At 37.1% G+C, this 24978-nt stretch carries 28 protein-coding genes and 2 other annotated features; of the genes, 2 read left to right on the forward strand and 26 right to left on the reverse strand.

Annotated elements, in window-relative coordinates; all coding sequences use genetic code 11:
• Nucleotides 1–67: 67 nt before the first annotated feature.
• The 4 genes from pheT to H3R25_RS03725 all read right to left on the reverse strand — a co-directional run bounded on the left by pheT (nt 68) and on the right by H3R25_RS03725 (nt 5022).
• Entirely contained in the window at nt 68–2485 is a 2418-nt protein-coding gene (pheT, locus tag H3R25_RS03710; RefSeq protein WP_198194330.1) for a phenylalanine--tRNA ligase subunit beta, read from the reverse strand.
• Nucleotides 2485–3534 (reverse strand): phenylalanine--tRNA ligase subunit alpha, encoded by a 1050-nt coding sequence (gene pheS, locus H3R25_RS03715; RefSeq protein WP_046307238.1) that lies wholly within the window; start codon nt 3532–3534, stop codon nt 2485–2487. The genes pheT and pheS overlap by 1 nt, the downstream gene beginning before the upstream one ends.
• 37 nt (nt 3535–3571) lie before the next feature.
• Nucleotides 3572–3779, reverse strand: a binding site (T-box leader).
• Between the two features lie 48 nt (nt 3780–3827).
• Nucleotides 3828–4178, reverse strand: a complete 351-nt coding sequence (locus H3R25_RS03720) for a helix-turn-helix domain-containing protein (protein WP_046307240.1) — start codon at nt 4176–4178, stop codon at nt 3828–3830.
• A 76-nt stretch (nt 4179–4254) separates the two neighbouring features.
• Nucleotides 4255–5022 carry an RNA methyltransferase gene (locus tag H3R25_RS03725; protein ID WP_198194331.1) on the reverse strand — a complete coding sequence of 256 codons (768 nt, stop codon included), beginning with the start codon at nt 5020–5022 and terminating at the stop codon, nt 4255–4257.
• Between the two features lie 103 nt (nt 5023–5125).
• On the opposite strand from H3R25_RS03725, the gene H3R25_RS03730 reads away from it, so the two are divergent.
• Nucleotides 5126–5455, forward strand: a complete 330-nt coding sequence (locus H3R25_RS03730; RefSeq protein WP_046307244.1) for an acylphosphatase — start codon at nt 5126–5128, stop codon at nt 5453–5455.
• Nucleotides 5456–5491: 36 nt separating this feature from the next.
• On the forward strand, nt 5492–6463 hold the full coding sequence (yidC, locus tag H3R25_RS03735; protein ID WP_198194332.1) for a membrane protein insertase YidC: 972 nt from the start codon (nt 5492–5494) through the stop codon (nt 6461–6463).
• Between the two features lie 143 nt (nt 6464–6606).
• Here the strand turns inward: yidC and H3R25_RS03740 are convergent, their stop codons facing one another.
• The 22 genes from H3R25_RS03740 to mutM all read right to left on the reverse strand — a co-directional run bounded on the left by H3R25_RS03740 (nt 6607) and on the right by mutM (nt 24968).
• Nucleotides 6607–8175 carry a HAMP domain-containing histidine kinase gene (locus tag H3R25_RS03740; RefSeq protein ID WP_198194333.1) on the reverse strand — a complete coding sequence of 523 codons (1569 nt, stop codon included), beginning with the start codon at nt 8173–8175 and terminating at the stop codon, nt 6607–6609.
• Nucleotides 8153–8866, reverse strand: coding sequence for a response regulator transcription factor (locus H3R25_RS03745; RefSeq protein WP_046307250.1), 714 nt, complete (start codon nt 8864–8866; stop codon nt 8153–8155). Before H3R25_RS03745 ends, H3R25_RS03740 begins: the two co-directional genes overlap by 23 nt.
• 142 nt (nt 8867–9008) lie before the next feature.
• Nucleotides 9009–9575: a DUF177 domain-containing protein gene (locus H3R25_RS03750; protein ID WP_198188407.1), complete on the reverse strand. Its 567-nt coding sequence runs from the start codon at nt 9573–9575 to the stop codon at nt 9009–9011.
• Nucleotide 9576: 1 nt separating this feature from the next.
• Nucleotides 9577–10731, reverse strand: a complete 1155-nt coding sequence (locus H3R25_RS03755; RefSeq protein ID WP_074425068.1) for a nucleotidyltransferase — start codon at nt 10729–10731, stop codon at nt 9577–9579.
• 6 nt (nt 10732–10737) lie between these two features.
• Entirely contained in the window at nt 10738–11085 is a 348-nt protein-coding gene (gene rsfS / locus H3R25_RS03760; RefSeq protein WP_074425066.1) for a ribosome silencing factor, read from the reverse strand.
• A 9-nt stretch (nt 11086–11094) separates the two neighbouring features.
• On the reverse strand, nt 11095–11694 hold the full coding sequence (gene yqeK, locus H3R25_RS03765) for a bis(5'-nucleosyl)-tetraphosphatase (symmetrical) YqeK (protein ID WP_198188405.1): 600 nt from the start codon (nt 11692–11694) through the stop codon (nt 11095–11097).
• The gene (locus tag H3R25_RS03770; protein WP_187158072.1) at nt 11687–12328 is read right to left on the reverse strand and encodes a nicotinate-nucleotide adenylyltransferase; all 642 of its coding nucleotides are present in this window, start codon (nt 12326–12328) and stop codon (nt 11687–11689) included. The genes yqeK and H3R25_RS03770 overlap by 8 nt, the downstream gene beginning before the upstream one ends.
• 8 nt (nt 12329–12336) lie before the next feature.
• Nucleotides 12337–13452 (reverse strand): ribosome biogenesis GTPase YqeH, encoded by a 1116-nt coding sequence (gene yqeH, locus H3R25_RS03775; protein ID WP_122035490.1) that lies wholly within the window; start codon nt 13450–13452, stop codon nt 12337–12339.
• The gene (locus H3R25_RS03780; RefSeq protein ID WP_046307262.1) at nt 13445–13969 is read right to left on the reverse strand and encodes a YqeG family HAD IIIA-type phosphatase; all 525 of its coding nucleotides are present in this window, start codon (nt 13967–13969) and stop codon (nt 13445–13447) included. The genes yqeH and H3R25_RS03780 overlap by 8 nt, the downstream gene beginning before the upstream one ends.
• Before the next feature lie 106 nt (nt 13970–14075).
• Entirely contained in the window at nt 14076–14432 is a 357-nt protein-coding gene (rplT, locus tag H3R25_RS03785) for a 50S ribosomal protein L20 (RefSeq protein WP_046307264.1), read from the reverse strand.
• Nucleotides 14433–14468: 36 nt separating this feature from the next.
• Complete coding sequence (gene rpmI, locus H3R25_RS03790) at nt 14469–14669, reverse strand: 50S ribosomal protein L35 (RefSeq protein WP_046307267.1); 201 nt, start codon at nt 14667–14669, stop codon at nt 14469–14471.
• 26 nt (nt 14670–14695) lie between these two features.
• Nucleotides 14696–15205 carry a translation initiation factor IF-3 gene (infC, locus tag H3R25_RS03795; protein WP_046307269.1) on the reverse strand — a complete coding sequence of 170 codons (510 nt, stop codon included), beginning with the start codon at nt 15203–15205 and terminating at the stop codon, nt 14696–14698.
• Between the two features lie 37 nt (nt 15206–15242).
• Nucleotides 15243–15353, reverse strand: a sequence feature (ribosomal protein L20 leader region).
• Nucleotides 15354–15454: 101 nt separating this feature from the next.
• Entirely contained in the window at nt 15455–16111 is a 657-nt protein-coding gene (locus tag H3R25_RS03800; RefSeq protein WP_198194334.1) for an amino acid ABC transporter permease, read from the reverse strand.
• A 13-nt stretch (nt 16112–16124) separates the two neighbouring features.
• Nucleotides 16125–16763 carry an amino acid ABC transporter permease gene (locus H3R25_RS03805; RefSeq protein WP_187158074.1) on the reverse strand — a complete coding sequence of 213 codons (639 nt, stop codon included), beginning with the start codon at nt 16761–16763 and terminating at the stop codon, nt 16125–16127.
• Nucleotides 16760–17581, reverse strand: coding sequence for a transporter substrate-binding domain-containing protein (locus H3R25_RS03810; protein WP_228150045.1), 822 nt, complete (start codon nt 17579–17581; stop codon nt 16760–16762). The genes H3R25_RS03805 and H3R25_RS03810 overlap by 4 nt, the downstream gene beginning before the upstream one ends.
• Before the next feature lie 10 nt (nt 17582–17591).
• A complete protein-coding gene (locus tag H3R25_RS03815; protein ID WP_046307278.1) occupies nt 17592–18329 on the reverse strand; it encodes an amino acid ABC transporter ATP-binding protein in 738 nt (245 codons plus the stop codon).
• Nucleotides 18330–18531: 202 nt separating this feature from the next.
• Entirely contained in the window at nt 18532–20466 is a 1935-nt protein-coding gene (gene thrS / locus H3R25_RS03820) for a threonine--tRNA ligase (RefSeq protein WP_198194335.1), read from the reverse strand.
• Nucleotides 20467–20809: 343 nt separating this feature from the next.
• Complete coding sequence (dnaI, locus tag H3R25_RS03825) at nt 20810–21712, reverse strand: primosomal protein DnaI (RefSeq protein ID WP_198194336.1); 903 nt, start codon at nt 21710–21712, stop codon at nt 20810–20812.
• A gap of 8 nt (nt 21713–21720) precedes the next feature.
• Complete coding sequence (locus H3R25_RS03830; protein ID WP_198194337.1) at nt 21721–23067, reverse strand: DnaD domain protein; 1347 nt, start codon at nt 23065–23067, stop codon at nt 21721–21723.
• Between the two features lie 2 nt (nt 23068–23069).
• Entirely contained in the window at nt 23070–23537 is a 468-nt protein-coding gene (gene nrdR, locus H3R25_RS03835; protein WP_046307290.1) for a transcriptional regulator NrdR, read from the reverse strand.
• Nucleotide 23538: 1 nt separating this feature from the next.
• The gene (coaE, locus tag H3R25_RS03840) at nt 23539–24141 is read right to left on the reverse strand and encodes a dephospho-CoA kinase (RefSeq protein WP_198194338.1); all 603 of its coding nucleotides are present in this window, start codon (nt 24139–24141) and stop codon (nt 23539–23541) included.
• On the reverse strand, nt 24138–24968 hold the full coding sequence (gene mutM, locus H3R25_RS03845) for a DNA-formamidopyrimidine glycosylase (RefSeq protein WP_198194339.1): 831 nt from the start codon (nt 24966–24968) through the stop codon (nt 24138–24140). The genes coaE and mutM overlap by 4 nt, the downstream gene beginning before the upstream one ends.
• Between the last annotated feature and the right edge of the window lie 10 nt (nt 24969–24978).

Here is a 24978-nt window from a genome sequence, read left to right on the forward strand (position 1 = left end):
ACTCCTTAAAGTTAAAATTCTATTTGCACTGGTTTATGATATTGATTTCTACTTCCAAAGTCAACCTTTACCGAATTTCAACACCAAGTTGTTCCTTCAGTTCTGCATCAATCGCAGCCAACGCTTTGTTAACTACTTCGTCAGTCAAGGTGTCATGTTCATTAAGGAAAGTAAGACGGTAAGCCAGACTCTTCTTATTTTCATCAATATGAGCACCTTGATATACATCAATAACACGTAAATTAACTAAGAACTTGCCACCATTATCGTTGATGACATTTTCAATAGCTTGATTAGAGACACTTTCTTCAACCAAGATTGATAGGTCACGTTCAATTGCAGGAAACTTAGGTGCATTTTTAGAAACAGTCTTAGGACTAATAATCATTGGAACTAAAGTATCAAGATCGATTTCATAGCCGTAAATCTCACTACCATTTAATGCCTTGCTTGCTCTGGTTACAGCATGACTAATCATTCCAATCATTCCCACATATTGACCATCGATATAAATACCAGCTGTTCTAGTTGGATGCATTCCTTCGATTTCTTCTGCTTTATACTCAACTTTACTTAAATTAACACCAATGGCTTTAAACAAGTTGGTTAATTGTCCTTTGACATAGAAGAAGTCGATTTGTTCTTCTTCATGTTGCCAGTTATCAAAATAGACATTCCCAGAATATAGCGTTGCTAAATGCTCGTGCTCATTATATGTGTCGTTTTCAAAATCATATACTCGTCCCTGTTCAAAAAGTGCAAGCTGATTTTGTTTACGTGCCATATTATAACTTGCTGCATCAACTAGTCCAGTCATTAAGTTTTGACGTAAAGTTGAACGACTTGAATTTAATGGCATTTGTACTTGAACTAATTTTTTGGGATTGTGAGTGTATGAAACAGCCTTTTCGGGGGAAGTCAGTGAATATGAAATTGCCTCAATTAGTCCTTGACCTTGAACAATTGCTTTAATTCTCCTAATTGCTTCCTCTGTTTCAGAATAACCCCCATGTGTTTCCGCTAAAACTGGTTGAGTTGATTTAATCTTGTCATAACCATAAAGCCGACCAACTTCCTCAACCAAATCTGCTGGAATAGAAACGTCCCATCTTCTTGCAGGTACATTGACTGTTAGATTATCACCATCAAGTTCGTATTCAAAGTTAAGTCGATCGAAGATATGACCTACTTCATCATTCGAAATTTCTGTTCCCAGCACTTTATTTAAATAAGAAACAGTAGTGTGAATAACGTCAGGTTGACGTTTTTCATCAGTCGCAGTAATCACACCTTCGTCAATTGTACCCGAAGCATTGTTACGAAGAAGTAAAGCTGCCATGTCGAGCGCACGTTCAGTAGCATCCCAGTTAACACCTTTTTCATAACGACTTGAAGCTTCAGTTCTATTAGCATGACGTAAAGCTGCTTTGCGAATTAGAGTTGGATCAAAAATTGCTGATTCCAAAATAACATCGGTTGTGTCATCCTCAATTTCTGAATTAAGGCCACCCATAACACCGGCCATCATGACAACACGTTCACCATTAGTAATAACGATATCATTTTCATCAAGGTCAATCTCTTTGTCATTTAGAAGAGTTAACTTTTCACCTTGATTTGCTTTTCTTACTACTAACTTGTTGGTTTCAAATGCACGAGCGTCATAAGTGTGCATTGGTTGACCAGTTAAAAGCATGATGTAGTTTGTCACATCAACGACATTATTAATCGGTCTAATACCAGCATTCCAAAGTCTCTTTTGCATCCAAAGAGGACTATCTGCTACCTTTACACCACTGATTTTACGCAAATTAAATTTTGGTGCGAGCTTAGGGTCAACTTCGGCAGTGAAATTGCCAGTCCAAGATTCGCCGTCTGCTTTTAAAGTGACATTTTCAATTTTAACTGGTTCATCAACGATTGCACCTACTTCATAAGCAGCACCTTCCATTGATAATGTATCTGCCCTGTTAGGTGTGATATCAAAATCAAAAATATAGTCATCCATTCCTAAAGGTTCGTAAGCATCCTGCCCAGGTTTTACATCAGCATCTTGAGGGAAGACAAAAATACCATCAGCGTATTTTTCTGGAACGAGATTATCAGCAAAACCTATCTCTTGTAAGCCACAAATCATGCCATTGGATTCGTATCCACGCAACTTACCCTTTTTAATTTTAACGTTATCCGCAATACGCGCACCTGGCAGTGCAACAACAACATCCTCACCTGCAGCAACATTTGGAGCACCACAGACGATTTGATGAGGTTCTTCTTCACCAACATCAACATGAGTTAGGTTCAAGTGCGTGCCTTCGATTGGCTCACAATCGATAATGTGACCGACAACGATTTTCTTAAGTCCTTCTTCAGGATGCTTTACTTCAGCAATTTCAACCCCAGTACGGGTGATTTTTTCACCTAATTGATGTGGCTCTTGGTCTAATTTAAGAAAATCTTGTAACCATTGATATGAAACTAACATTATCTTTCCTCCTTGCTGAATTGTTCTAAGAAACGAACATCATTAGTATAGAAGTCACGGATATCATCAATGCCATATTTAAGAATAGCAAAGCGGTCTAATCCTACACCGAAGGCGAAACCACCATAGACGTTAGAATCAACTCCAGCATTTTCCAGAACATTAGGGTGAACCATTCCGGCACCTAAAACTTCAATCCAGCCAGTATATTTACAAATTGAGCAGCCTTTACCATTGCAATTGAAGCAAGAAACATCCATTTCAACTGATGGCTCAGTAAATGGGAAGTAACTAGGACGAAGGCGTGTCTCGCGGTCTTGACCAAAAACATGTTTAGCCATTAACTCCAATGTGCCTTTTAAGTCGCCCATTGTAATATTTTTATCGACTACTAAGCCTTCCATTTGCATAAATTGGTGTGAGTGCGTTGCATCATCATCATCACGACGATATACCTTACCAGGCCCTACCATCTTAAGTGGACCTTTTGAAAAGTCATGCTTCTCTAATTCACGGGCTTGATCACCTGAAGTTTGCGAGCGAAGCAAATCCTCTGAATCAATATAAAAGGTTTCCTGCATGTCACGTGCTGGATGATCCTTTGGTAAGTTCATCATTTCAAAACAGTAGTGATCAGTTTCAATTTCAGGACCCTGTGCTACCTTGAAACCCATGCCAATAAAGTACTTTTCTAAGTCATCCAAAATAATATTGATTGGGTGCTTAGTGCCAAGGTGCTCCTCACGTCCAGGAAGCGTCACGTCAATTGCTTCCTTTTCAAGTTGTTCCTTAACCAATTTCTCAACAATTTCGTTTTTGGCATCATCTAATTTTTGATTAAACAAATCACGCACTTTGTTGACCTTTTGACCAATCTCACGTCTTTTTTCAGGTTCAACGTCTTTCATTGAATGCAAAATTTCGGTTAATTCACTTTTACGACCTACTAACTTAACGCGTACATCGTTTAGCTTTTCTTCGGTTTTTGCTTTATCAATTTCTGATAATCCTTGGTCGCGAAGTTCTTGTAGCTTCTCAAACAAATCCATAATTTTTCCTTTCAAACAAAAAGCTTCATCCCCAATATCAAGGGACGAAGCTTCGCGGTACCACCCTGGTTTAGACTCACAAAGGGAGTCTACACTCAAGTCTTCGATAACGGTGAATACCGGAATTGATTAAATCCTACTAGTAAGATGAAATTCACAGCTCTATTTAGACTTTTCTTTCAGCTAATAAAAAAGTCTCTCTGCAATAAACGATCACTGCTACTAGTCTTACTCTATGTAATTAACTATTAGAATAATTCTTTTTGTTAAAACATGCAAGCAATTATTAAAAATTAGACCCACTTGTCGGCCCAATCATGTATTTTGTCTAAAGCTGGCTTTAAATCTGCACCCTTTCTCGTTAAACCATAAGAAATAATTTTAGTATCACTATCAACTGATCGCTTAACAATTCCTTCTTTTTCTAGTTCTTTTAAACGTTCAACCAAAACACGATCGGAACAGGCTCTGACACAACGTGTTAAGTCTTTAAAGCGCATGTAATTTCCGGCACAGAGGGAACTAATTATTAAGCCATTCCACTTTTTACCAATTATTTGAAATGCATTTATATAGTGCTGGCACATCTCGTTGTCTGTGCCAATATAGTCAGTACCTTCCTTGGTTTTACTACTTGAAGCCATCCTACTTTCCTCCTATAGCAAAGCAATGTCATGAATTTATTATAAAAAAAACACTTACTAGAAACAAGTACAAGACCTAGGCAAAATAATAAATCATAATTCCAGCTGCAACTGCAGCATTAAGTGATTCTGCTTGACCTTTAATCGGAATATAGAGCTTTTCATCACAAATATTAGCCACTTCTTCACTTACCCCGTGTGCTTCATTCCCAATTACCAACCCCAATTGAGCAACATGCTTAAATTCTGGTAATTGCTTCGCATTTTTGTCTAATAAGCTGGCATAGACAGGAATAGAATTTAACTTCAATTCATTAATTACTTCGGATAGTGGTTTAACTATTAAATTAAGGTGAAACTGGCTACCCTGCATTGCACGCTGTGTTTTAGGATTATATAGGTCAACACTTTCAGGTGACAAAATAACACCATCAAAGCCGGCAGCGTCAGCAGTTCTGATAATTGTCCCTACGTTACCAGGATCAGAAAGATTATCAAGCAATACCCACTTACCAAAGTTAAATGAATAGTTCTTCGGCTGAGTCATCTTAAGAACCATAAAAATACTTTGTGAATTTTTAGTGCTAGTTAAATTTCGTGTAATTGCTGTATTTATCAAAAAAACGTTTTTGGCGCTTAAATCTACATTTAATTCCTCTTCTGCGCGTTCCAAAGCATCTTCTGTTCCTAGTAAATAAACGTAACTTAGCTTTGCTTTAAGTGCCTCTTCTATTAAGTGGAAACCTTCTATCATGTAAGTACCGGTTTGCTCACGATACTTTTTTTGCTTTAGTTTAGCTAAACTTTTAATAAGTTGATTATTTACCGAAGTAATTTGTTCCATTTATTTGTCCTCTTTTTATTTAGATTTAGTACCTGACAATTGTAATATTCGATGAAGAAAATGGTAAAATCAAGATGATATGCTTTTAGAAAGGAAAATCATTATGGGCTTATTTAATCATCACAACCACAATAGTGAAAAAACGACTGACTCACCAGTTGAAACGTGGCAGTTAACTGCCTCTGGTATTGTCCAAGGTGTTGGCTTTCGCTGGAGTGTTATGAACCTTGCCAAGCAGATGAATATTGCTGGTAACGTATGTAATAATAGCGACAGCACAGTCACCATTACTTTACAGACTAACCTTGATTGCGTCAATCAATTTATCAAGGAACTGCCTCGTAATGTTTCACCTTCTGCACGTATTTCTACAATAAAAAAAGAAAAACTGACAGATGTAGCCAAACTCCATGGTTTTCATGTATTATATTAAGTATTGACTTTTTAAAAAAATAACTTGGTGAATTTAATGAAAAAATTTCGTAAATATATTGGATTAATTGCTCTTTTTTTTGTGGTCATGCTAACTGTTACAGCATGTGCCCAAAATGGTAATGCTGCTACTAAGCCCCCTACAGGCTTTTTCTATGGCAATATCTATCGCTTTATTGGGAAACCACTTCAAAATATCATGTTGTCGTTCTCGCACATGATTGGTGGAGCAAATGGCGCAGGTTGGGCAATCATTTTAATGACGTTAGTTGTTAGAATAGTTCTTCTGCCTTTAATGCTAAGCCAACAAAAGAAATCAACTACACAACAGGAAAAAATGACGCGAGTTCAGCCTCAAATGCTGTTAATCCAGGACGCAATGAAGCGTAAAGATTTAACTCAAGACCAACAAATGACTTTGGCAGGCTGGCAAAGAGAACTTTATTCGCAAAACAACATTTCTTTAACAGGCGGTATGGGCTGCTTGCCTTTGATTATTCAGTTTCCAATCATGATTGGAATTTATCAAGCCGTAATGTATTCCAAACCACTGGCAAACTCGTTTTTCTTTGGTATCTCACTTAGTGAACGATCCATTTCGGTTACCATCATTGCAACACTGTTTGCTTTCATCCAAGGGTACCTGTCAATTATCGGTGTCCCTAAAGAGCAAAAGAAACAAATGCAATCAATGATGTTGATGAACCCAATCATGACTTTGTTTATTTCTTTATCCGTTTCTGGTTCAGTAGCTCTCTACTGGGCTGCCGGAAACTTCTTCTCGGTCATTCAGCAACTAATCGTTACTTTTATCATCATGCCAAAAGTTAAAAAAGACGTTGATGAACACCTTAAGAACGAACCAATTAAAGCTATCGTAACGAAAGAAAAAATTGATGAATTACTAAATCAAAAAACTTCAGGTTCAGCAGTCTCCGAAAAAGAAAAAGAATTGCACGAAAACTTGCGCAACCGTAATAAAGGTAAACAACAAAAACATCATAAATAAAGATTTCTCAAGATCTTAACTAAATAACCTAGAACTACTAAAGGACTAATTCCAGTACATAGAATTAGTCCTTTTTACTTACCTAAATTTAGCTAAAACAAAACAGCAAAAGCTTTTCTTTTGCTGTTTCATATATTCCTCTATTACTCTGCTTCTTTTTGACTTTGAGCACGTTCACGCAAAGTTTGTGCCTGCTTTTTTGTGAGGGCTGGGAACTCAATAATGAACTGACTACCCTGACCTTCGACTGATTCAACACTAATTTTACCATGATAGCTGTTAACCAGTTTTTGTGCAATCGACAGACCTAAACCATTACCACCCTTTTCACGTGTTCTCGCTTTATCAACACGGTAGAAACGGTTAAAAATCTTGCTTTGATCTTCTTTAGAGATACCTTCACCAAAGTCTTGCACGATAATGTGTACGTCATTTTGGGCCAGACCAGCAGAAATATTAATTTCTTTTCGCGTAGTTGAATACTTTATTCCATTATCAACCAAAATTACAAGTAGCTGCTCCAAGTGCCCCTGGTAGATTTGAATTTCAGTATCCTGAGGTAAATCATCCATTTCCAAACCGATTGAAAAGTCCTGATGGACCATTGCCATATCTCCAGCGACACGCTTCAAAACATCCGCAACGTTTGTTACAGCATTTGGATACTGCACATTGATTTGTTCCGCACGGGTTAAGTCAAGCATTTCTTGAATTAGATGCTGCATTCTGTTGGCTTCTTGTAATGAAGCATTGATCGATTCCTCCAGAATTTCTGGATCATCTTTGCCCCATCGTTCTAACAAGTTCAAATGTCCTTCGATTACCGCAACTGGTGTGCGCAACTCATGTGAAACGTCGCCAACAAATTCTTTTTGCTGGTCAATGTAGCGCTGCATTCGATCAAGCATTTGATTCAGAGAAACTGCTAGCTCTTGCAGCTCATCATTTCGGTGAAATCTTCTTATTCGAGCAGTACTGTTTGGATCTGCATTAACTTCACGGGCAACCTTAGACATTTCTTTGATTGGCCGAACAACGCCGCGCACAATCATATACGAAATCAAAATAAAGACCACAATCGCAATAGCAGAAATCCGTACCATCCATTTAAGTAGATCGTGCATCAACTCATTGTAGTAGGACATCTTGTTGGCAACAACAATGTAGCCTGTGAGTTTGCCACTATGTGCTGCTCTAACTTTCTGATAGGTAATAATTTGTCGCTGATGGCCCTTAACATAGACGCTCTCCATCGAATAATCACCCTTAATATGCTTAAACTTAGGGATTGGTCCACCGTTATCAAAAACGTCTTCTTTTTCCAAGTTATAAACAACAACACTCAAATCAGGATTCGTTAGTGATGAAAGGAGGTCATCATTAAATGCACTTCCAGGATGGTCATCATTAGTAATAGGCGGATTACCTTCTAAAACATTTCTGGTTGATGGCGTTAGAGCAGGAACTACATTAGAAATCTGTAATTCATGTGGAATTCTATTTAAGCTTTCATTTAGCTTAACAACCATTTCAGTTGAGGTCTTTTTCTGCTGCACGAATGATTGCTGACCTACAACTGAGTAAATAACAACTGAGAATACAATAAAAGAGACCATGATCGTTAAAGCAACGATACTGACCCAGCGTACAATTAACGATGAGTGCTTGGTCTCTTTTTTACCTTTGACTTTACTTCTTTTCATCATCTTCATCTCTTACCATATATCCGGTACCACGAACAGTCTTGATATATGATTGTTGACCTGGGATGTCAATCTTATTACGCAAGTAACGAACATAAACTTCAACAACATTAGTTTCAATGTTTGAACCTGGTCCCCAAATCTTAGAAAGTAGTTGGTCACGGCTAACAACGTTGTTCTTGTTCTTAATTAAAGTCATCAAGAGGTTGTATTCACGTTTGGTTAGGTCAACTGCTTTACCATCCCCGCGACGAACAATTCTATTTGCAGTTTCAATTGTTAAGTCCTTAAACTTAACTACCTTCTTTTCAACTGTATCATCTGACGCATCTTTTTCAATCTTGACACGACGTAAAACGGCACGTAGACGAGCTAACAATTCTTCAATGGCAAAAGGTTTAACAATGTAATCATCTGCACCATGATCTAAACCAGAAACACGATCAATTACAGAATCACGTGCAGTCATCATAATTATCGGTGTACTCTTAACTTGACGAACACGACGAGCAATTTCAAGACCATTTAAGTCAGGCAACATTAGGTCGAGTAAAATAGCATCAAAGTCTTCTTTCAAAGCCAAATCCAATGCTTTACGACCGTTGCTCTCAACAACAGTATCATATTTTTCATGTTTTAATTCTAGCTCCACAAAGCGAGCTAAGTTCTTTTCATCTTCAACAATTAAAATTTTTGCCATTTTTATCATCCTTTATATTAACTATCAAATGCTAAATCAAGTTAAAACCTTTTAATTAAGATAAGCATACTTTAAAAGAGGTTTTAAAACAAGATTAAAAAACTGAGTTAAGAATAACTCAAAGTTTTTGCATTACTTATTTTTATTTTTGCTTATTATTTTTATCATGTTCATCCTGTTCAAGCAAGGATTTAAGCTTGGCAAATGCGGGATTAACTTGATTTTTCTTTCCTTGGTCATAATCACTTTTTGAAATAACAGACCAGCCATTGCCTTGAGGATAGATATCTTCTTTTTCTTCTTCAGGTGTCAAAATTGTGATTGGAATATTAAGAATAATATTATCTTCGACTGCAGTCTGCAAATCGATTAGATCATCTTCAACCTTAACGATTGGAATTTCACTTTCATCAATTTTTTCTTTCGACACTTCTTCATCAGTATAGTTTTCTGTAAACCGGAAGTCCTGTTGATAATCAACAGGTTCTAAGCTTCGACTCGAAGGAACAACCAAGGATGCCTTAACATGAAAATCGCCAGTTACATATGGTTCATTGTAAAAAAGTGAACCAGTTAATTGCACCTTTTTTACTTGATCAACCAAGTTTTTGCTCCGGTCAAAAAATTCTGGCCTCATTTGAACTTCCTGATCAATCTTCGTCAAAACTTCATTACTATTTTTGATTTGTGAAAAGTTAATTGATAGCATTCTAAACCTCCAACGGACGACGGCCAAAATTTTGATCCTTCTGCATAATTTGTTCAAATAAACGATCAACGCGAACCTGTAAGCCCAATGAACCATGCTTAGCATTGTTCTGATCAACCTTTGAAATAATATTGGCAGAAGTATCTTTTCTAATTTGCTTCAAATAATTGCGCCCAAGCTTACTATAGCCAAGTAATAACAACGACTCATGGTTAAAGCTTTCAATCATATCGTCTTGACTTACATTCAGTAAAGTATACAAGCATAATCTTCTCAAACGCGCATAGGTATACCGTTTCGATTTGATTCTACGTAAAAACTCAGTAAAGTCATGGGCCAAGTGAATCTCTTGTTTCATTTTATATTCAAGGCCTTCACTCATTTGATATATTTGACGTAGTTCTTCTACACTAGTAGATTCAAGCCGGTACTTTAAAAACGGGAACAATATATTCCAGTTTGGATACTCGCTTTGGGCATCAAGCATTTGAACTTCTTTTTTGGGCAGCCATTGCTCTAATTCCGAATCTATTTTGTTATGCAAAATAATATTGCGAATTGCACTCGCACTTTGAACTACACCATTATTTTGTAACAAATCATCATGCCCAGCACCAATTCGATTAACTGGATGTAGTGCTAAAGGTGTACCTAGGTTGTGATTTGCAACAGCATAGGCCAACGCCAAAATTGCATTAGGCTCATTAACTTCATGCCCAACTTCACGTGCAACCATCTGATTATACTGTGTTGAATATGTCTGACTATAATCATTAAAGTCCATATGACTTTGTGGAATTTCTGCAATTTTGCTTCCTAAGTAAGCAAAATTTTGGGTTGCATCTTCAACGCCAAAAACTAAGTCAGTAACCCCAACTTTGACTAATTGGTCGATGCTTCCAAGTGAAAAGAGGTCTGCTGGTTGAACCGCAGTTGAAAATGGTAGTTCAAATACTAAATCCGCACCACTTTCAAGTGCAGCCCTAGCGCGCGACCACTTATCCATAATTGCCATTTCGCCCCTTTGAACATAGTTACCTGACATAACAATCACGATTGGATCTTTGTCTCCTGCCAGATAGCGAGCCTGATTCATCAAAAACTCGTGTCCACTATGAAAGGGATTGTATTCAGCAATGATCCCAACAACACTCATTAGCAGCTAATCTTCCTCTAACTCTAATTTTTTACCGTCTGCCCATAGTTTTTCAACATTATAAAAGTCCCGGGCTTCTTCAGTAAAGACATTGACGACTACATCACCTAAATCTAAAAGTAGCCAATTTGATTCGCTACTTCCTTCAACTCGATAATCATAGAAGTCAGCCTTATGTGCCTCATCAATAATTGCATTAGCAATTGCGTGCAACTGTCTATTAGAACCTGCACTGGTAACAACGTAATAATCAGCTAAAATACTGTATCCTTGCATGTCATATGCAGCAGTATCTTCACCATGACGGTCACTGATTGCTTTTAATGTAAAAGCTAAGATTTCTTTACTAGTCAATTTTTCTCCTTATTGTTTTTTGATACTCCACACATTGTATGCTTCTAAAGTGCGTGGATAAATTTTACTTCTGTTATGAACTAAATATTCAAGTGTATGTGCAAGTTGATAGCCTACACCTTCATCTAAGTTGGCATAGGTGACATCACGTGCTTGTTCAACACCCGCAAAATCTCGTCCAGGCTCAATATAATCAGCCATATAAACAATCTTATCTAAGGTGGTCATTTCTGTATCAGCAGTTGTATGACGTCGAACAGCGGTTAATATTTCCGCATCAGTAATTTTTAAATCACGTTCAATAAAATAAGTACCCACTATTCCATGCCAGATTGCAGGACCCCAATTAAGCAAATCCTGATCAAATCCCTGGGTTTTAATTACTTGTCGAAATTCTTCTACTGGCACTTGCTTGGCATAATCGTGAATAAAGCCAGCAAGTGCTGCTTTATCCTCATCATAACCATTTAGTTTAGCAAGCTTACGAGCCGTCTCACTCACTCCTACACAGTGGGTAAAACGCTTTTGATCCATATTGCTTCTTTCTTTAGCAACTATTTCAGCGCTAGATAGCGGTGAGTACGTTTCATTAAAAAATAAATCACTCATGATATAGTTCCTTTTTTTGTATATAGTTTCTCACTGTGTCAGGTACAAGATACCTGATTGAGCCACCCATTGCAATAGTTTGGCGTATTGAGGTCGAACTGACATCTAAGCTTGGCACATCGACCCAGATCATTGGCAATTCTGCTTTAGTGGGATAGCCCGCGCGTTTAATTCCAACCAAGGTTGCCATTTGCGCAATTTTAGTCGGTTCTTTCCATTCGTTGAAATTATTTACCTGATCACTGCCCATAATCAAGTAATAATGATTTTCAGGTTGAGTTTCATGTAGATATCGCAATGTATCGACTGTATATGAGACTCCACCTCGATAGAGTTCAAATAACTTCACCTGAAAATGAGGATTGTCCTGAGTTGCTAATTCTAACATATTAGCACGATCTTGCGGTGAAACAGTTGGGGAATCCTTCAAAGGCGGAATATTAGTTGGAATAAACCAAACTTCATCGAGGTGAAGCTTATTATATACCTGTTCACCTACTATTAAATGAGCCGAATGTACTGGATTAAATGTTCCACCTAAAATTCCAATTTGTTTACCCTTCTTAGGCTCTATTTTTTCTTCTTTAATTTCAACTGACGGAATTTTTCCTAAATCCTTAGCAATAGCGATCATTTTTGCCTCTAAATTAGTGCACGTCTAATACCTAAACCAATTTTATCAGGAGTATAAATCTTAACCAAACAATCTGCCGGCACAGTTACAAAGCCTATACCACCAAATAACAAGTCACTTTTACTTGAAGTATGGAATTCTTGCCCTTTTAGTTCGGGAAGATCTGTTTCTTTTTCTGGTGGATTCAGCAATTCACCAACATGCTTTTCATAAAAAGCATCAGCATTCTCAGTCTTGGTGCGATGAATGTATAATCCACGCGCCGCATATACTGTAAAGCTAGCCGGATCACCCTTGATAAAGTCTATTCTCCCAAGTCCTCCCAAGAATAATGTATTACCTGGCTTTAATTGGTATGTCATAGGTTTTAATGGCTTTTGTGGCGAAATAACTGCTAATTCACTAGCATTTAATCGCGTTGCCAACTGATTTTCAGTCATAATACCTGGAGTGTCAACTAAAAAGTGTCCATTTTCCAACGGAATTTCAATTTTATCTAATGTAGTTCCAGGGAAACGAGAAGTTGTAATCAGATTCTTAATGTCACCCATTTGGTCAATAATTGCATTTAACAAAGTTGATTTTCCAACATTAGTCATACCAACAAAGTATACATCTTCTGTTCTAGAAGCTTTATCTAAATACGAAATTAAAGTTTCTAAGTTCTTTTGTTTTTTGGCACTAACCAAAAAGATTTTCTTTGGAAATAGGCCAACTCGATTAGCCTCTTGACGCATCCAATCTTTAATTTTGCTTTGGCGAGAATTTAGCGGGAATAAATCAAATTTATTTCCTACTAAAATGAAGTCATTATCGCCGATAAAACGTTTGAGAGAAGATAATAATGAATTAGTAAAATCAAATAAATCCACCACGTTAACAATTAACGCCTTTTTTTCTGCCAATGAGTTTAGCAGTGCTAAAAAGTCATCGTTATCCGCATTAACAGGCATAATTTCATTATAATGACGCAAGCGGAAACAGCGTTGGCAATATGTATCATTATCTTCGTCTTGATTTTCGATAGCTTTCTTCAAACGTTGAGCTGGTAAAAAGCCTGCTTCTTCCGGATCAGTTGATTGCAGCTTTGCTCCACAACCGATACAAATTAACTCATCATCCATTTTCTAATGTCTCCTTAAAGGTAACTCTATGCGAAATTGCTAAAAAGAAAAAAATTATTTTTTCTAAGAAGCGATTAATGCGAGTATTCCATTTATCCGTTTCAACCAATGGTTTCACCAAAACTGACTCTACACCGGCCAAATTTCCAGCCTGAATATCAGTAATCAACTGGTCGCCAACCATCATTACCTGATCTTTTGCCAAACCAAGTTGTTCTCTTTTTTTAGTTATTGCAAAAGGAAGCGGCTTTCTTGACTTCGCAACGAAGTCAATTTGATATGGGTTCAGAACCTTACCGATTCTTTCTGCATTATTATTGGATATTACAACCAATTTGATGCCAGCTTTGGCCAAACGTTGATTGAGTTCATCCATTTTTTTGGCAGTCTCAAATTCATTCCATGCAAGTAATGTATTATCCAAATCTGAAAAAACTGCTTTGACATTCATTTGTTGAAGCACATCAGTATCTAAATGATAAATCGTATCAATTGTATAACGTGGCCTGAATAACATTCAACTTCCCCTTTATTTAAGTTTTCACTCATCTAATATATCAAAAAAACTCAGTAAAGTGATAATTTTTGACATAAAAAAATGGCGCCAATGCGCCATTTTTAAATTAATTTAAAGCCTTCTTAGCTGTTTCAGCTAATTGTGCAAAGGTCTTTGAATCGTTATAAGCAATATCAGCTAACATCTTACGGTTAATGTCAACACCAGCTACTTTCAAGCCGTGCATTAACTTAGAATATGAAATATCATTCTGTCTTGCAGCTGCATTGATTCTGGCAATCCATAATTTTCTAAAGTCGCTCTTGCGTCTTCTACGGTCACGGAATGCATATCTGTAAGATACAAATAATTGTGTACTTGCAGCCTTAAATTGCATATGCTTTGCGCCACGGTAACCCTTGGCAAGCTTCATAACCTTCTTACGACGTTTACGTGTAACAGTTCCACCCTTAACTCTTGGCATCTAAAATTCCTCCTAAATATCGTCTCTTACAATTAATTAACGCATTTGAGAGAGCATCTGTTTGATGCGCTTCAAGTCGCTGCGTGAAACTAATGCAGCCTTTCTCAAATGACGACGTTGCTTCTTTGTCTTACCGTGGAAACGGTGTCCAGTAAAAGCGTGATGACGTTTTAATTGACCAGAACCTGTTCTCTTGAAACGCTTTGCAGAAGCGCGGTGGGTTTTCATTTTAGGCATTTTCTAATTCCTCCAAATTAACTAATTTACTTTTTATCACTCTTGGGAGCAAGCATTAAGAACATTGAGCGACCTTCCATTTTCGGTTTGCTTACTACAGTAGCAATATCCGAAGTGGCTTCAGCCATCTTTTCCAATACTTCGCGACCTAATTCCTTATGAGTAATAGCTCGACCCCTGAACCTAATTGAAACACGAACTTTTGCTCCCTCTTTAGTGAGGAATTTTTGAGCGTGCTTTAATTTAGTGTTAAAATCATTGCCTTCAATTGTTGGGCTCAAACGGATTTCTTTGACACTGACGGTCTTAGATTTCTTGCGAGACTCCTTAACCTTCTTTTGTTGTTCAAAGCGGTATTTACCGTAATCCATAATGCGGGCAACTGGTGGCTTGGCATTAGGCGAAATTAGAACTAAATCTAAACTTGCAGCACTGGCTTGGCGTAAAGCCTCAGTCTTTGTTACAACACCAACTTGTTCACCATCTTCATTAATTAAACGAACTTCACGAGCACGTATTTGATCGTTTAATATCAAATTCTTTGGTATAATTCTTCACCTCCGTGTTAATTTGAGGACAAGAAAAAGACGGGTAAAACGTACCCGCCTTTAATCAACAGAAAATATCGATTAGCCCAGAGGTCAACTTAACATAGGCGAGAAGCGGGAGCTTCTTCTTGTTCTCAACTAATGTGATTATACGCGTTAGTATTCAATTAGTCAATATAATCTGTTTAAAAATGTTCTTAGTCTTGAGGAAAGACCTTTTATCAAAAACCAAAATTGTTAACTAGCCATATGCTTATGTAAATAGCTTCCTGCCATTGAAAGTGTAAAACAAATAACAAAATACAGCAAGGTTAATGCCGCAAACATTGGAACAATGTAATTAGCATTTTGACCATAGATGACTTGAGCATGTTGCATCAATTCTGGAACAACGATAATTGTAGCAAGAGAAGTGTCCTTGATTAAAGATACAAATTGACCAATAATCGTTGGGATCATATGGCGGTATGCTTGTGGCAGTATGATGTACCACAATGCTTGGACAAAACTCATCCCTGTTGATCTTGCCCCTTCCATTTGCCCCTCAGAAACTGACTGTATACCAGATCTAACAATTTCAGCTAGCATGCTTGATTCAAAAATTGTCATTGCAATGATTGCCGAAGTAATTGCACTAGGGCGATAGCCAATTTTAGGCATTCCAAAATAAGTAAAGAAAATAATTAACAATAAAGGAAGGTTACGAACCAGATCAATTACAAATCCAACCGCAGCTGAAATATATTTAATTTTTGAATATCTTATTATCCCTAATACCGAACCCAAAATAAAACTTAAAACAATCGATACTAATGAAATATATAATGTAACGGCCAAACCTTTAAGCAAGAAGCCAAAGTTGAGCCAAGATAGTGCATCTATCCATGTTTGCATTTCAGTCGCCTCCCTACGCTAATTTCTTTTCAAGGTACCGCATGTAGTAACTTAACGGCATCGTGATGATTAAATACAGGACCCCAATGATAAAGTAACTGTTCATTGTGTCAAAAGTTACAGATGCAATTGCATTGGCTTGATACATTAAATCAAAGCCAGCTACAAAAGCTAAAATTGAGGAATCCTTAATAAGGTTAACGAACTGATTACCTAATGGTGGAATGACAATCTTCATTGCTTGCGGCAAGATGATGTACTGCATTGCTTGCTTATAAGTCATGCCAGTTGATCTGGCACCTTCCATTTGGCCACCAGATACGGATTGAATGCCTGAACGTATTATTTCAGCAATAAAAGCTGAAGTGTAAAGGAACAGTCCAATTGTACCTGCTGTAAAACCATTTAATTGAATAATATACTTTGGAACTATTAGATAGAAAAACATCACAATAATCAACAAAGGAATATTACGAAAAATTTCTACATAACCACGTCCAATTTTGTTAGCAACTTTATGAGGAATTACTTCTAATAAAGCAATAAATATACCGAAAATCAAACTGAAAACTAAGGTTAGGAAACTAGCTAAAAGTGTCCAGCCAAAACCCACAAAAAGTTCGTTACTAAAGTGATTTAATATGTTGATCATTTGTAATACATCTCCTTATAGTTGAAACCGGGAACTTGGCCAAACCACTTTTTAATTAAGCGATTATATTCACCACTGCGTTGGATTTTATCAACTGCGCGATTAATTGCGCGATGAAAAGGTTCCTGATTTTGGTTAACCGCAATACCATAAGGTTCTTTCGTAAAAGTTCCACCTCTTACTTCTAAACTCCCTGCACTTTGCGCAGCAAGTCCATACAAAATACCATTATCACTAGTTAAGGCGTCACCTTGATGTGATTTAAGGGCAGAAACAGCTTGACCGTAATCTTGCATTGCAACAACTTTAGCTTTAGGTGCAACTTTTTTAATTACTTCAACCGAGTTGTCACCGACGATTCCTATCACAGTTTTACCATTTAGGTCACGCACACTTTTAACATCAGAGTCCTTATTAACTAGCAATGATTTACCAGCCCTAAAATATGGCTTAGAAAAACTAATGATTTTTGCTCTCTCAGGCGTAATCGTCAAAGTTGCAATTACTGCATCAACATTACCGTTTTTCAAAAGTGGGATTCTTGATTGCGATGTTGCTAAAGTAAATCTTGCTTGGCCCTTCGGTCCCAAAATCTCTCTAGTAATGGCTTTAGCCATATCGATATCAAATCCCTTTTCCTGGTCATCACGAATATCAATTAGACTGAAAAGCTTTTTGTCACCTTCGACGGCCCATGTAATTGTGTTAGATGAACGGACATTTTTTAAAGCGGATTGATCTGTTACGCTTTTCCCGCAACCAGTGAGCATTAATGCACTGAATAATAGAGCAATTGGCCAGATAATTTTTTTCATCATGCCAACCTCCTTAGTGCGAAATGATTTTACTCAAAAATTGTTGTGCACGTACTGTCTTAGGTTGCTTAAAGAAGGCTATACTTTCGTCATCTTCAACAAGATGTCCTTGATCCATAAAAATCACGCGATTAGCTACTTCTTTAGCAAAACCCATTTCATGCGTAACAATCAATGATGTCATTTCACTTGCAGAGGTTACCTTTTTTATAACCTGCAAAACGTCATCAATCATTTCAGGATCAAGTGCAGAAGTTGGCTCGTCAAACAGCAATAACTTAGGTTTCATTGCCAAGGATCTAGCAATTGCAACACGCTGCTTCTGTCCACCAGAAATTTGTGCAGGCATGTTTTGGGCCTTATCTGCAAGACCAACCATGTCTAATAGCTCCATCGCCTGCTTTTTGTTTTCCTCTTCAGGCATATGACTAACTATTCTTGGTGCCAACATAATGTTTTCTAGTACATTTTTGTTTGCATAAAGATTGAAGTGTTGGAAAACCATCCCGACATCTTGACGTAAACGATTGGAATCCGTTTTAGGATTGGACAAGTCTTGATTATTAACAATCAGCTTTCCACCTTGAATCGATTCTAACCGATTTACTGTCCGAATTAGCGTACTTTTACCTGACCCCGAAGGACCAATTAAAACGACCGTTTCACCTTTGTCTATTTCTAAATTAATATCGTGTAAGGCGTGAAATTTACCATAATATTTTTGCACGTCGTGGAATTCTATCATTGACATATAAATGCTCCTTTGTGTTCGATCAACAAAAACACATCATACTTTTCTTATCAATTGATTTAAAAAATCAAAAGTGCATCCCCGTCAACACTACGTTTGTTACCCGACTTGCAAAGTTCCAGTATATTAAAAAATTAAATGTTTATGTTGTCACCCTATAATCTTTGATTTATCGATAAATACTTTTTCAATTTCTAACTACCTATTTTTTTCTTGAGTATGACTTAACATCTTGATCAATTTCTGCAATAAATTCGTCAAAACTCTTTACAATTTCTTCTTCAGTTCCGTAACGACGAACGTTAACGCTGTTAGAAGACATTTCTTCATCACCTAAAACTAAGGTATATGGAATCTTTTGAGTTTGAGACTCGCGAATCTTATAACCCAATTTTTCATTTCTTAAATCTGCTTCAGCTCTAAAGCCACGCTTGTTAAGTTCATCGCGTACCTTTTTCGCATATTCAGAGTGTGCATCAAGGTTAACTGGAATTACTTCTACTTGTACTGGTGCTAACCAAGTTGGGAACGCACCCTTGTAAATTTCAATTAAGTAAGCAATGAAACGTTCCATTGTTCCAACAATTCCGCGGTGAATCATAACTGGACGGTGCTCTTCACCATCTTGGCCAACGTATGACAAGTTGAAGCGTTCTGGCAACATGAAGTCAAGTTGAATGGTTGACATGGTTTCATCCGCACCTAAAGCAGTCTTGGTTTGAATATCAAGTTTAGGACCGTAAAAGGCTGCTTCACCTTCGGCTTCAACATATTCAAGTCCCATGTCATCCATTGCTTTCTTAAGCATTGATTGACTTCTTTCCCACATTTCATCATTTGCAAAGTACTTTTCAGTGTTCTTTGGATCACGATATGAAAGTCTAAAGTAGTAATCAGTAATATCGAAGTCCTTATATACTTCCATGATTAGTCTCAGAATCTTGGTAAATTCTTCTTGAACTTGCTCAAGTGCAACGAAAGTGTGACCATCATTCAAAGTCATTTCACGAACACGTTGCAATCCAGATAAGGCACCTGATTTTTCATACCGGTGCATCATACCTAATTCAGCGATTCTGATTGGTAATTCACGGTAAGAACGAATATGGTGCTTGTAAATTTGAATATGTGAAGGACAGTTCATTGGCCGTAATTCGAGCATTTCACCATCACCCATATCCATTGGTGGGAACATATCATCACGATAGTGTGCCCAGTGTCCAGAAGTCTTATATGCATCAACATTCATCAAAACTGGGGTATATACGTGTTGATAGCCATCGGCAACTTCTTTATCAATAATGTAACGTTCAACAACACGGCGAATAGTTGCACCCTTTGGCATCCAGTATGGTAGGCCAGCACCAACTTTAGGATCAACAAAGAATAAGTCAAGATCACGTCCGATTGTTCGGTGATCACGTTCTTTAATATCTTCACGGCGTTTAATATCTGCATCTAAGTCTGCTTTCTTAAAGAATGCTGTACCTGAGATTCTTTGCAGCATTGGATTGGATGACTTGCCCTTCCAATATGCACCAGCAACAGATAAAAGCTTAAATTGTTTAATTTTACCAGTATTTGGTAAAAGTGCGGCAAAGCCAAAATCAACAAAGTCACCTAACTTGTATACCTTAACTTCATCGCCTGTTTCTTGACTTAATAACTCAAGCTTGAATGGATCATCTTTAAAGATTTCTTCCAATTCAGCCTTAGGCATAACAACACTTTCAATTTTTTCGCCTGCTTTAACTGCTTTCTTAACAGCATTTTCAAGTTCAGGTAATTCATTGACTTTAATTTGATTTTCCTTATCGGTGTCAACAAAAAAGCCATCTTCGCCTGCAGCATGTTCACCAAAACGTAATTCTGGATATGCTTTTTTAGCAACTGCTTCAAAAACAAATGCTACTGTATCACGTAAGACATTCAAGCCTTCTTCATCTTTATCAGTAATAATTGCTACATTAGCATCACTAGCGAGTTGATAATCAACCGGTTGTAATTGTCCGTCCACTTTACCAGCAAGTGCTGCTTTTCCTAGTGATGTTGAAATACCATGTGCCAAATCACTAATTGTAATTGCTTGATCAAAATCACGTTTTGATCCATCTGGCAAAATAACTGAAAAACTCATCTATACCTCCGAAAATATAAAAAAACGCCCCAGTGCATCACTGCACTGGGACGTTATTAGCGTGGTTCCACCCAAATTTTAAGTCAGATATACGAATCTAACTTCTCAAATTAAGTTGATAATGGAACTCACCCATTTTAATTACTTTTTAAGTTTGAATGAGTGGGGTACATCTACATTGAACCACTTCCAGAATAATGTGATTCTCTCTGACTTGAGTTGCATCATGTTCATTCAATTAAGATAATTATACATATCTAACATTTTTTTGCAAGAACTTTTTTAATAAAAATCACAAAAAGCACTTTTAGTTAAGTGCTTTTTGTTTTAACTTATTTTTAATTTAGCGCCGTCTATTAGGACCAGAAACAACGACCTCTTTAGCCAAAGTCCGTACTCTTTCCATTAGTCTTGCAGCTTTAACTGGATCTATTGCATTTTTAGTCTCCTTAAAATGTTCTTCCAAATCGTTCATCGAGAAATTGGAAGAAAAGAAAGTCGGCAATTGATTGTCCATCCTGGATTGCAGGATTACTGCTAAAACTTCGTCACGAGACCACTGACTGAGATTTTCAGCACCAATATCATCCAAAATTAGTACATCACAACTTGAAATTCGCTGTACCTCTTCCGGCAGGCTATTATCATTAAAATGACTTGAAAGACCGGCAATGAAATTAGGCACATGCATGAAAACAATACGCTTATTCATCATTGCAAGTGAATTTGCCAAGCCAGCAAGAATGAAAGTTTTACCTACTCCAAAACTACCCGATAAAAATAGACCTTTTTGATGAATATTCTTAGAGTAGGCACTCAAGAATTGACCAATATCAGCCATTGCTTGCTTTCTTTCAGGCGTTATCTCAACTTGACTGAGTTTAACATCATGCAAACTGGTTGGCAGATCAATTAAACGCAGATTCTTTCTGGCACTAACTTCCCGATCATGTTCAATCTTACTGTCTTCAGGAACGTAAGTAATATCAATCGCATTAGTATTTAGAATCAATTTCGGTTTAAAGCCTTGCGTGACTGGATCCTTTTTATTTTGTTGAAACAAATAAAATTCAAAAAGAGCAGACATGCTCTTATCAATCATTTCATCCGTTATTTTGTCCTGATGAGCGTTAATGAACTGACTGACAGCCGGTTCAGCTAAAACTTGTTGCCTAATCTGAGCTGGATCAATTTTTTTAGCTGCTGGATGATTCTTTCCAGAAATAAATTTATTAATCGGTTCCATAGATTCACCTACTTCATGCCATTTTGGTCTTCAAAGTTCTTGAAAAAGTTCTTTAAATCTGCCGAAGAAACGTCTGATTTAACTGTAGCTTTTTTCTTGCTCCAGTCCGTTGCTTTTTCAACCCTTTTTGCCTGAGTATAACGAGGATATTTTCCTTTATTTTGCTCACGTTTATTCATATAGTCAAGTGCTTGCTCACCTGTCTTCACACCATGTTGCAACCAATCATGCAGGATTTTATTCGCTAAACGATAGGAAATATTCGGTCCGCTTTTTAGACAAGCGTAGGTCAAAAGATTCAGCAATTCAGCTGGTATCCCTTTTTCATTATATAAACTGTCAAGGACATGATATTCGCTAGCATCAACATAATCATGACGTTCAGTTTTTAGATAATATAAAAACTGAGCTGGAGATTTACTCTTCGCAAGTTGTAAAAGTTTTTGTTCTTGTTCACTAAAATGCGCATTTGAAGGACTAGTTTCTTCAGTACGCGTAACTCTTCTAAGTTGCTCACGTGTTGTTTGAGCATGGATACTGTTTGCGATTGTCTTTTTAATTAAGGACATATCAAGCTGATAGTCTCCGTGTAAGCATGACAAAGCCTCATCAACAAATTCTTGTTCGGACAAACCATAGGTGCGCATAACGGCCCGAATTGCTTCGCGGTTGCGATCAATTTCTGTCTCCGGAATCTGATAAATCTCAAACTGCTGCTTCATAAAATCCCAGTCAATCTTGTCATCTTGTTTGATACTTGCCTGAACAGGTTTAGCAATCTGGTTTTCTTGAGCAGCCTGTTTCACTTCAATTGAAGGTTCAATTGCTTCTTGATCGGGTAAACGAAAGACGTCCATGAATGAGGCAGAAACATCAGTTGCGGTCGCTAAGCCATTAGGTTGGTTTAAGTTCTGACTACCTTCTTGGGCAAAGACATGACTCAATTTTTGAAATGCGCTAACACCAATTTTTTCCTTAAGCAAACTGGCTAAAAGAGGAGTAGCAAAAAATTCATTACTACTTGGCACCTTTGCTAGCTGAAAAACTAGTACCTGACCCATAATTTCATTTTCAATCATGCGTGTTTGAATCAAACCAGTACCTTCAAGCTTATGCAGCGCAATAAAAAGACTTTTAAGGTTGCAATCAAGCTGTTCTTGTAACGCGTATAAGCCAGTTGAATCAGATAGCATTGCACCAGAATTATAGTCTTCATTCAGACTAAGGTACATGGAAAGAGCAAGAGAGCCAATTAAAGGCTGATAAAGCTTTACTAAAATACGAATATCAGCTGGATATAGGTCAATATGATTAGCAATAAAAAAAGGTTGTTTGGGATTATCTGTCTCAAACATTTCTAATTTCCTTTCTCTCTTTTAGCAATCATATCCTCCATTGTCTTCATGAAACTCGACATATCTTTAAATTCGCGGTAAATCGATGCAAAACGAATATAAGCAACATCATCTAGTTCAGCTAATTCATCCATCACCAATTGACCGATTTTTTTCGAAGATATTTCACTTACACCTTGCTGTCTAACCTTGTTTTCAACGTGATCAACTAGTTCTTCAAATTGTGCACTGGTAATTGGACGCTTTTGTCCAGCTGCCATTACACCATGCAGAATCTTTTTACGATTAAACGGCTCTCTAGTATTATCATTCTTAATTACTAATAATGGCGTTGTTTCAATTCGCTCAAAAGTAGTAAAGCGAAAGCCACAGTTTTCACATTCTCTTCTGCGTCTAATTGCACGATTTTCATCACTTGGACGCGAATCGATTACACGTGAGGCATTTTGCCGACAATTAGGACATTCCATCTTAGTCCTCCTCTTTTAGTTCACATAGCAGGTTTGCTAATTTAGTTTCTAGCTCTTTTATTGTACCAGTATTTGTGATGACATAATCTGCTAATTTTTCCTTTTGCGATAGTGGCATCTGTGTTTTTATTCTATTTAAAGCCTCAGTTTTATTTAGGTGATCACGTGTCATTAATCGCTGCAATTGCAACTCCTCTGGAACCGCAATTAACAAGGTCTTATCGCAATAATCTTTTACTTTAGTTTCAAATAATAAAGGTGCATCTACAATAACTACTGGTTTCTTTAAAAGTTTATTTTGCGTAATTTTATCTTCAATTTCGCTAAAAATCAATGGATGTGTTATCTGGTTAAGCACATTTAACTTACTTTGATCATTAAAAACAATTTGTCCTAACTTTTTGCGATTAAGTGTACGATCAGAATTTAAAATATCTTGGCCAAAGTAACTAATCACTTTTTTATAACCTAACTGACCGATATTTAAAATGTCATGTGCAATCACATCGCTGTCAATAACAGGTAAATTGCGCTTAAGGAAAAAAGCATCTGCCGTGCTTTTTCCACTTGCAATTCCACCTGTTAAGCCAAGTACTAAAGTCATTTATAAATTACCTGACAGTGGGGACAAAATGTAGTCCCTCGGCCCGAAACTTTTATTTTTTCTAATGGTGTGTCACAACGAACGCATGGCTCTCCCTTATGACCATAAACTTTGAGCATTTCCTGAAAACCACCGGTTTTTCCATTAGCATCAAGGTATGTATGAACCGTAGTTCCTCGTTCTTCAATCGCCAATTCAATTAAAGAATTAATGTTATCGTGAAGCTGTTTGATTTTAGTTTTGGGCAGAGCATTGGCCATACTCAAAGGATGAATTTTGGTTTCCCATAAAACTTCATCAACATAGATATTACCTAGTCCGGCAACCACAGACTGGTCAAGAAGCGTATTCTTAATACTCTTTTTTTTGCGCGCCAGTCCCTCAGTAAAAGCAGCAATCGTAAAATTTGGCGAATTAGGTTCTGGTCCCAGTTTACTGATACCAGTTACTTCTTTTTCCGTTCCAGTTTTAACTAACTGCATTCTACCGAATTTACGAACATCGTTATATCTCAAAGCTGAACCATCAGTAAAAACAAACTGAACATGATCATGCTTATCTTTTTTCGTGTTTTCTTTAACTAAGCGATACTTGCCTTCCATGCGCAAATGAGAAACTACCGTCAAATTCCCACTCAACCTAATCAACAAGTACTTCGCATAGCGATCAATCGTTTCTATTTTTTTATTAACTAATTGCTGTTCAAATTCTTGCGGGTCACTGGCAATAATTTTGGGGTACCACAACGTAACTTTTTTTATTGTTTTTCCTTTAATCAGTGGTAATAAGGTACGACGTACCGTTTCAACCTCTGGCATTTCTGGCATTACTTATACT

Source organism: Lactobacillus sp. M0390, from assembly GCF_016102085.1.
Lineage (GTDB): Bacteria > Bacillota > Bacilli > Lactobacillales > Lactobacillaceae > Lactobacillus > Lactobacillus apis.

What these genes read in the sequence shown, in the direction of transcription:
- H3R25_RS03730 (WP_046307244.1), top strand. Translation starts at nt 5,126, where the DNA reads ATGGGCTTATTTAATCATCACAACCACAATAGTGAAAAAACGACTGAC.
- H3R25_RS03805 (WP_187158074.1), bottom strand. Translation starts at nt 16,763, where the DNA reads ATGATCAACATATTAAATCACTTTAGTAACGAACTTTTTGTGGGTTTT.
- H3R25_RS03815 (WP_046307278.1), bottom strand. Translation starts at nt 18,329, where the DNA reads ATGTCAATGATAGAATTCCACGACGTGCAAAAATATTATGGTAAATTT.
- mutM (WP_198194339.1), bottom strand. Translation starts at nt 24,968, where the DNA reads ATGCCAGAAATGCCAGAGGTTGAAACGGTACGTCGTACCTTATTACCA.
- rpmI (WP_046307267.1), bottom strand. Translation starts at nt 14,669, where the DNA reads ATGCCTAAAATGAAAACCCACCGCGCTTCTGCAAAGCGTTTCAAGAGA.
- H3R25_RS03830 (WP_198194337.1), bottom strand. Translation starts at nt 23,067, where the DNA reads ATGTTTGAGACAGATAATCCCAAACAACCTTTTTTTATTGCTAATCAT.
- dnaI (WP_198194336.1), bottom strand. Translation starts at nt 21,712, where the DNA reads ATGGAACCGATTAATAAATTTATTTCTGGAAAGAATCATCCAGCAGCT.
- pheS (WP_046307238.1), bottom strand. Translation starts at nt 3,534, where the DNA reads ATGGATTTGTTTGAGAAGCTACAAGAACTTCGCGACCAAGGATTATCA.
- H3R25_RS03780 (WP_046307262.1), bottom strand. Translation starts at nt 13,969, where the DNA reads ATGTTATTCAGGCCACGTTATACAATTGATACGATTTATCATTTAGAT.
- yqeK (WP_198188405.1), bottom strand. Translation starts at nt 11,694, where the DNA reads ATGAGTGATTTATTTTTTAATGAAACGTACTCACCGCTATCTAGCGCT.
- H3R25_RS03740 (WP_198194333.1), bottom strand. Translation starts at nt 8,175, where the DNA reads ATGAAGATGATGAAAAGAAGTAAAGTCAAAGGTAAAAAAGAGACCAAG.
- H3R25_RS03745 (WP_046307250.1), bottom strand. Translation starts at nt 8,866, where the DNA reads ATGGCAAAAATTTTAATTGTTGAAGATGAAAAGAACTTAGCTCGCTTT.
- yidC (WP_198194332.1), top strand. Translation starts at nt 5,492, where the DNA reads ATGAAAAAATTTCGTAAATATATTGGATTAATTGCTCTTTTTTTTGTG.
- yqeH (WP_122035490.1), bottom strand. Translation starts at nt 13,452, where the DNA reads ATGGATGATGAGTTAATTTGTATCGGTTGTGGAGCAAAGCTGCAATCA.
- H3R25_RS03755 (WP_074425068.1), bottom strand. Translation starts at nt 10,731, where the DNA reads ATGAGTGTTGTTGGGATCATTGCTGAATACAATCCCTTTCATAGTGGA.
- coaE (WP_198194338.1), bottom strand. Translation starts at nt 24,141, where the DNA reads ATGACTTTAGTACTTGGCTTAACAGGTGGAATTGCAAGTGGAAAAAGC.
- H3R25_RS03725 (WP_198194331.1), bottom strand. Translation starts at nt 5,022, where the DNA reads ATGGAACAAATTACTTCGGTAAATAATCAACTTATTAAAAGTTTAGCT.
- H3R25_RS03770 (WP_187158072.1), bottom strand. Translation starts at nt 12,328, where the DNA reads ATGATCGCTATTGCTAAGGATTTAGGAAAAATTCCGTCAGTTGAAATT.
- thrS (WP_198194335.1), bottom strand. Translation starts at nt 20,466, where the DNA reads ATGAGTTTTTCAGTTATTTTGCCAGATGGATCAAAACGTGATTTTGAT.
- H3R25_RS03810 (WP_228150045.1), bottom strand. Translation starts at nt 17,581, where the DNA reads ATGATGAAAAAAATTATCTGGCCAATTGCTCTATTATTCAGTGCATTA.
- rplT (WP_046307264.1), bottom strand. Translation starts at nt 14,432, where the DNA reads ATGCCAAGAGTTAAGGGTGGAACTGTTACACGTAAACGTCGTAAGAAG.
- pheT (WP_198194330.1), bottom strand. Translation starts at nt 2,485, where the DNA reads ATGTTAGTTTCATATCAATGGTTACAAGATTTTCTTAAATTAGACCAA.
- H3R25_RS03720 (WP_046307240.1), bottom strand. Translation starts at nt 4,178, where the DNA reads ATGGCTTCAAGTAGTAAAACCAAGGAAGGTACTGACTATATTGGCACA.
- nrdR (WP_046307290.1), bottom strand. Translation starts at nt 23,537, where the DNA reads ATGGAATGTCCTAATTGTCGGCAAAATGCCTCACGTGTAATCGATTCG.
- H3R25_RS03750 (WP_198188407.1), bottom strand. Translation starts at nt 9,575, where the DNA reads ATGCTATCAATTAACTTTTCACAAATCAAAAATAGTAATGAAGTTTTG.
- H3R25_RS03800 (WP_198194334.1), bottom strand. Translation starts at nt 16,111, where the DNA reads ATGCAAACATGGATAGATGCACTATCTTGGCTCAACTTTGGCTTCTTG.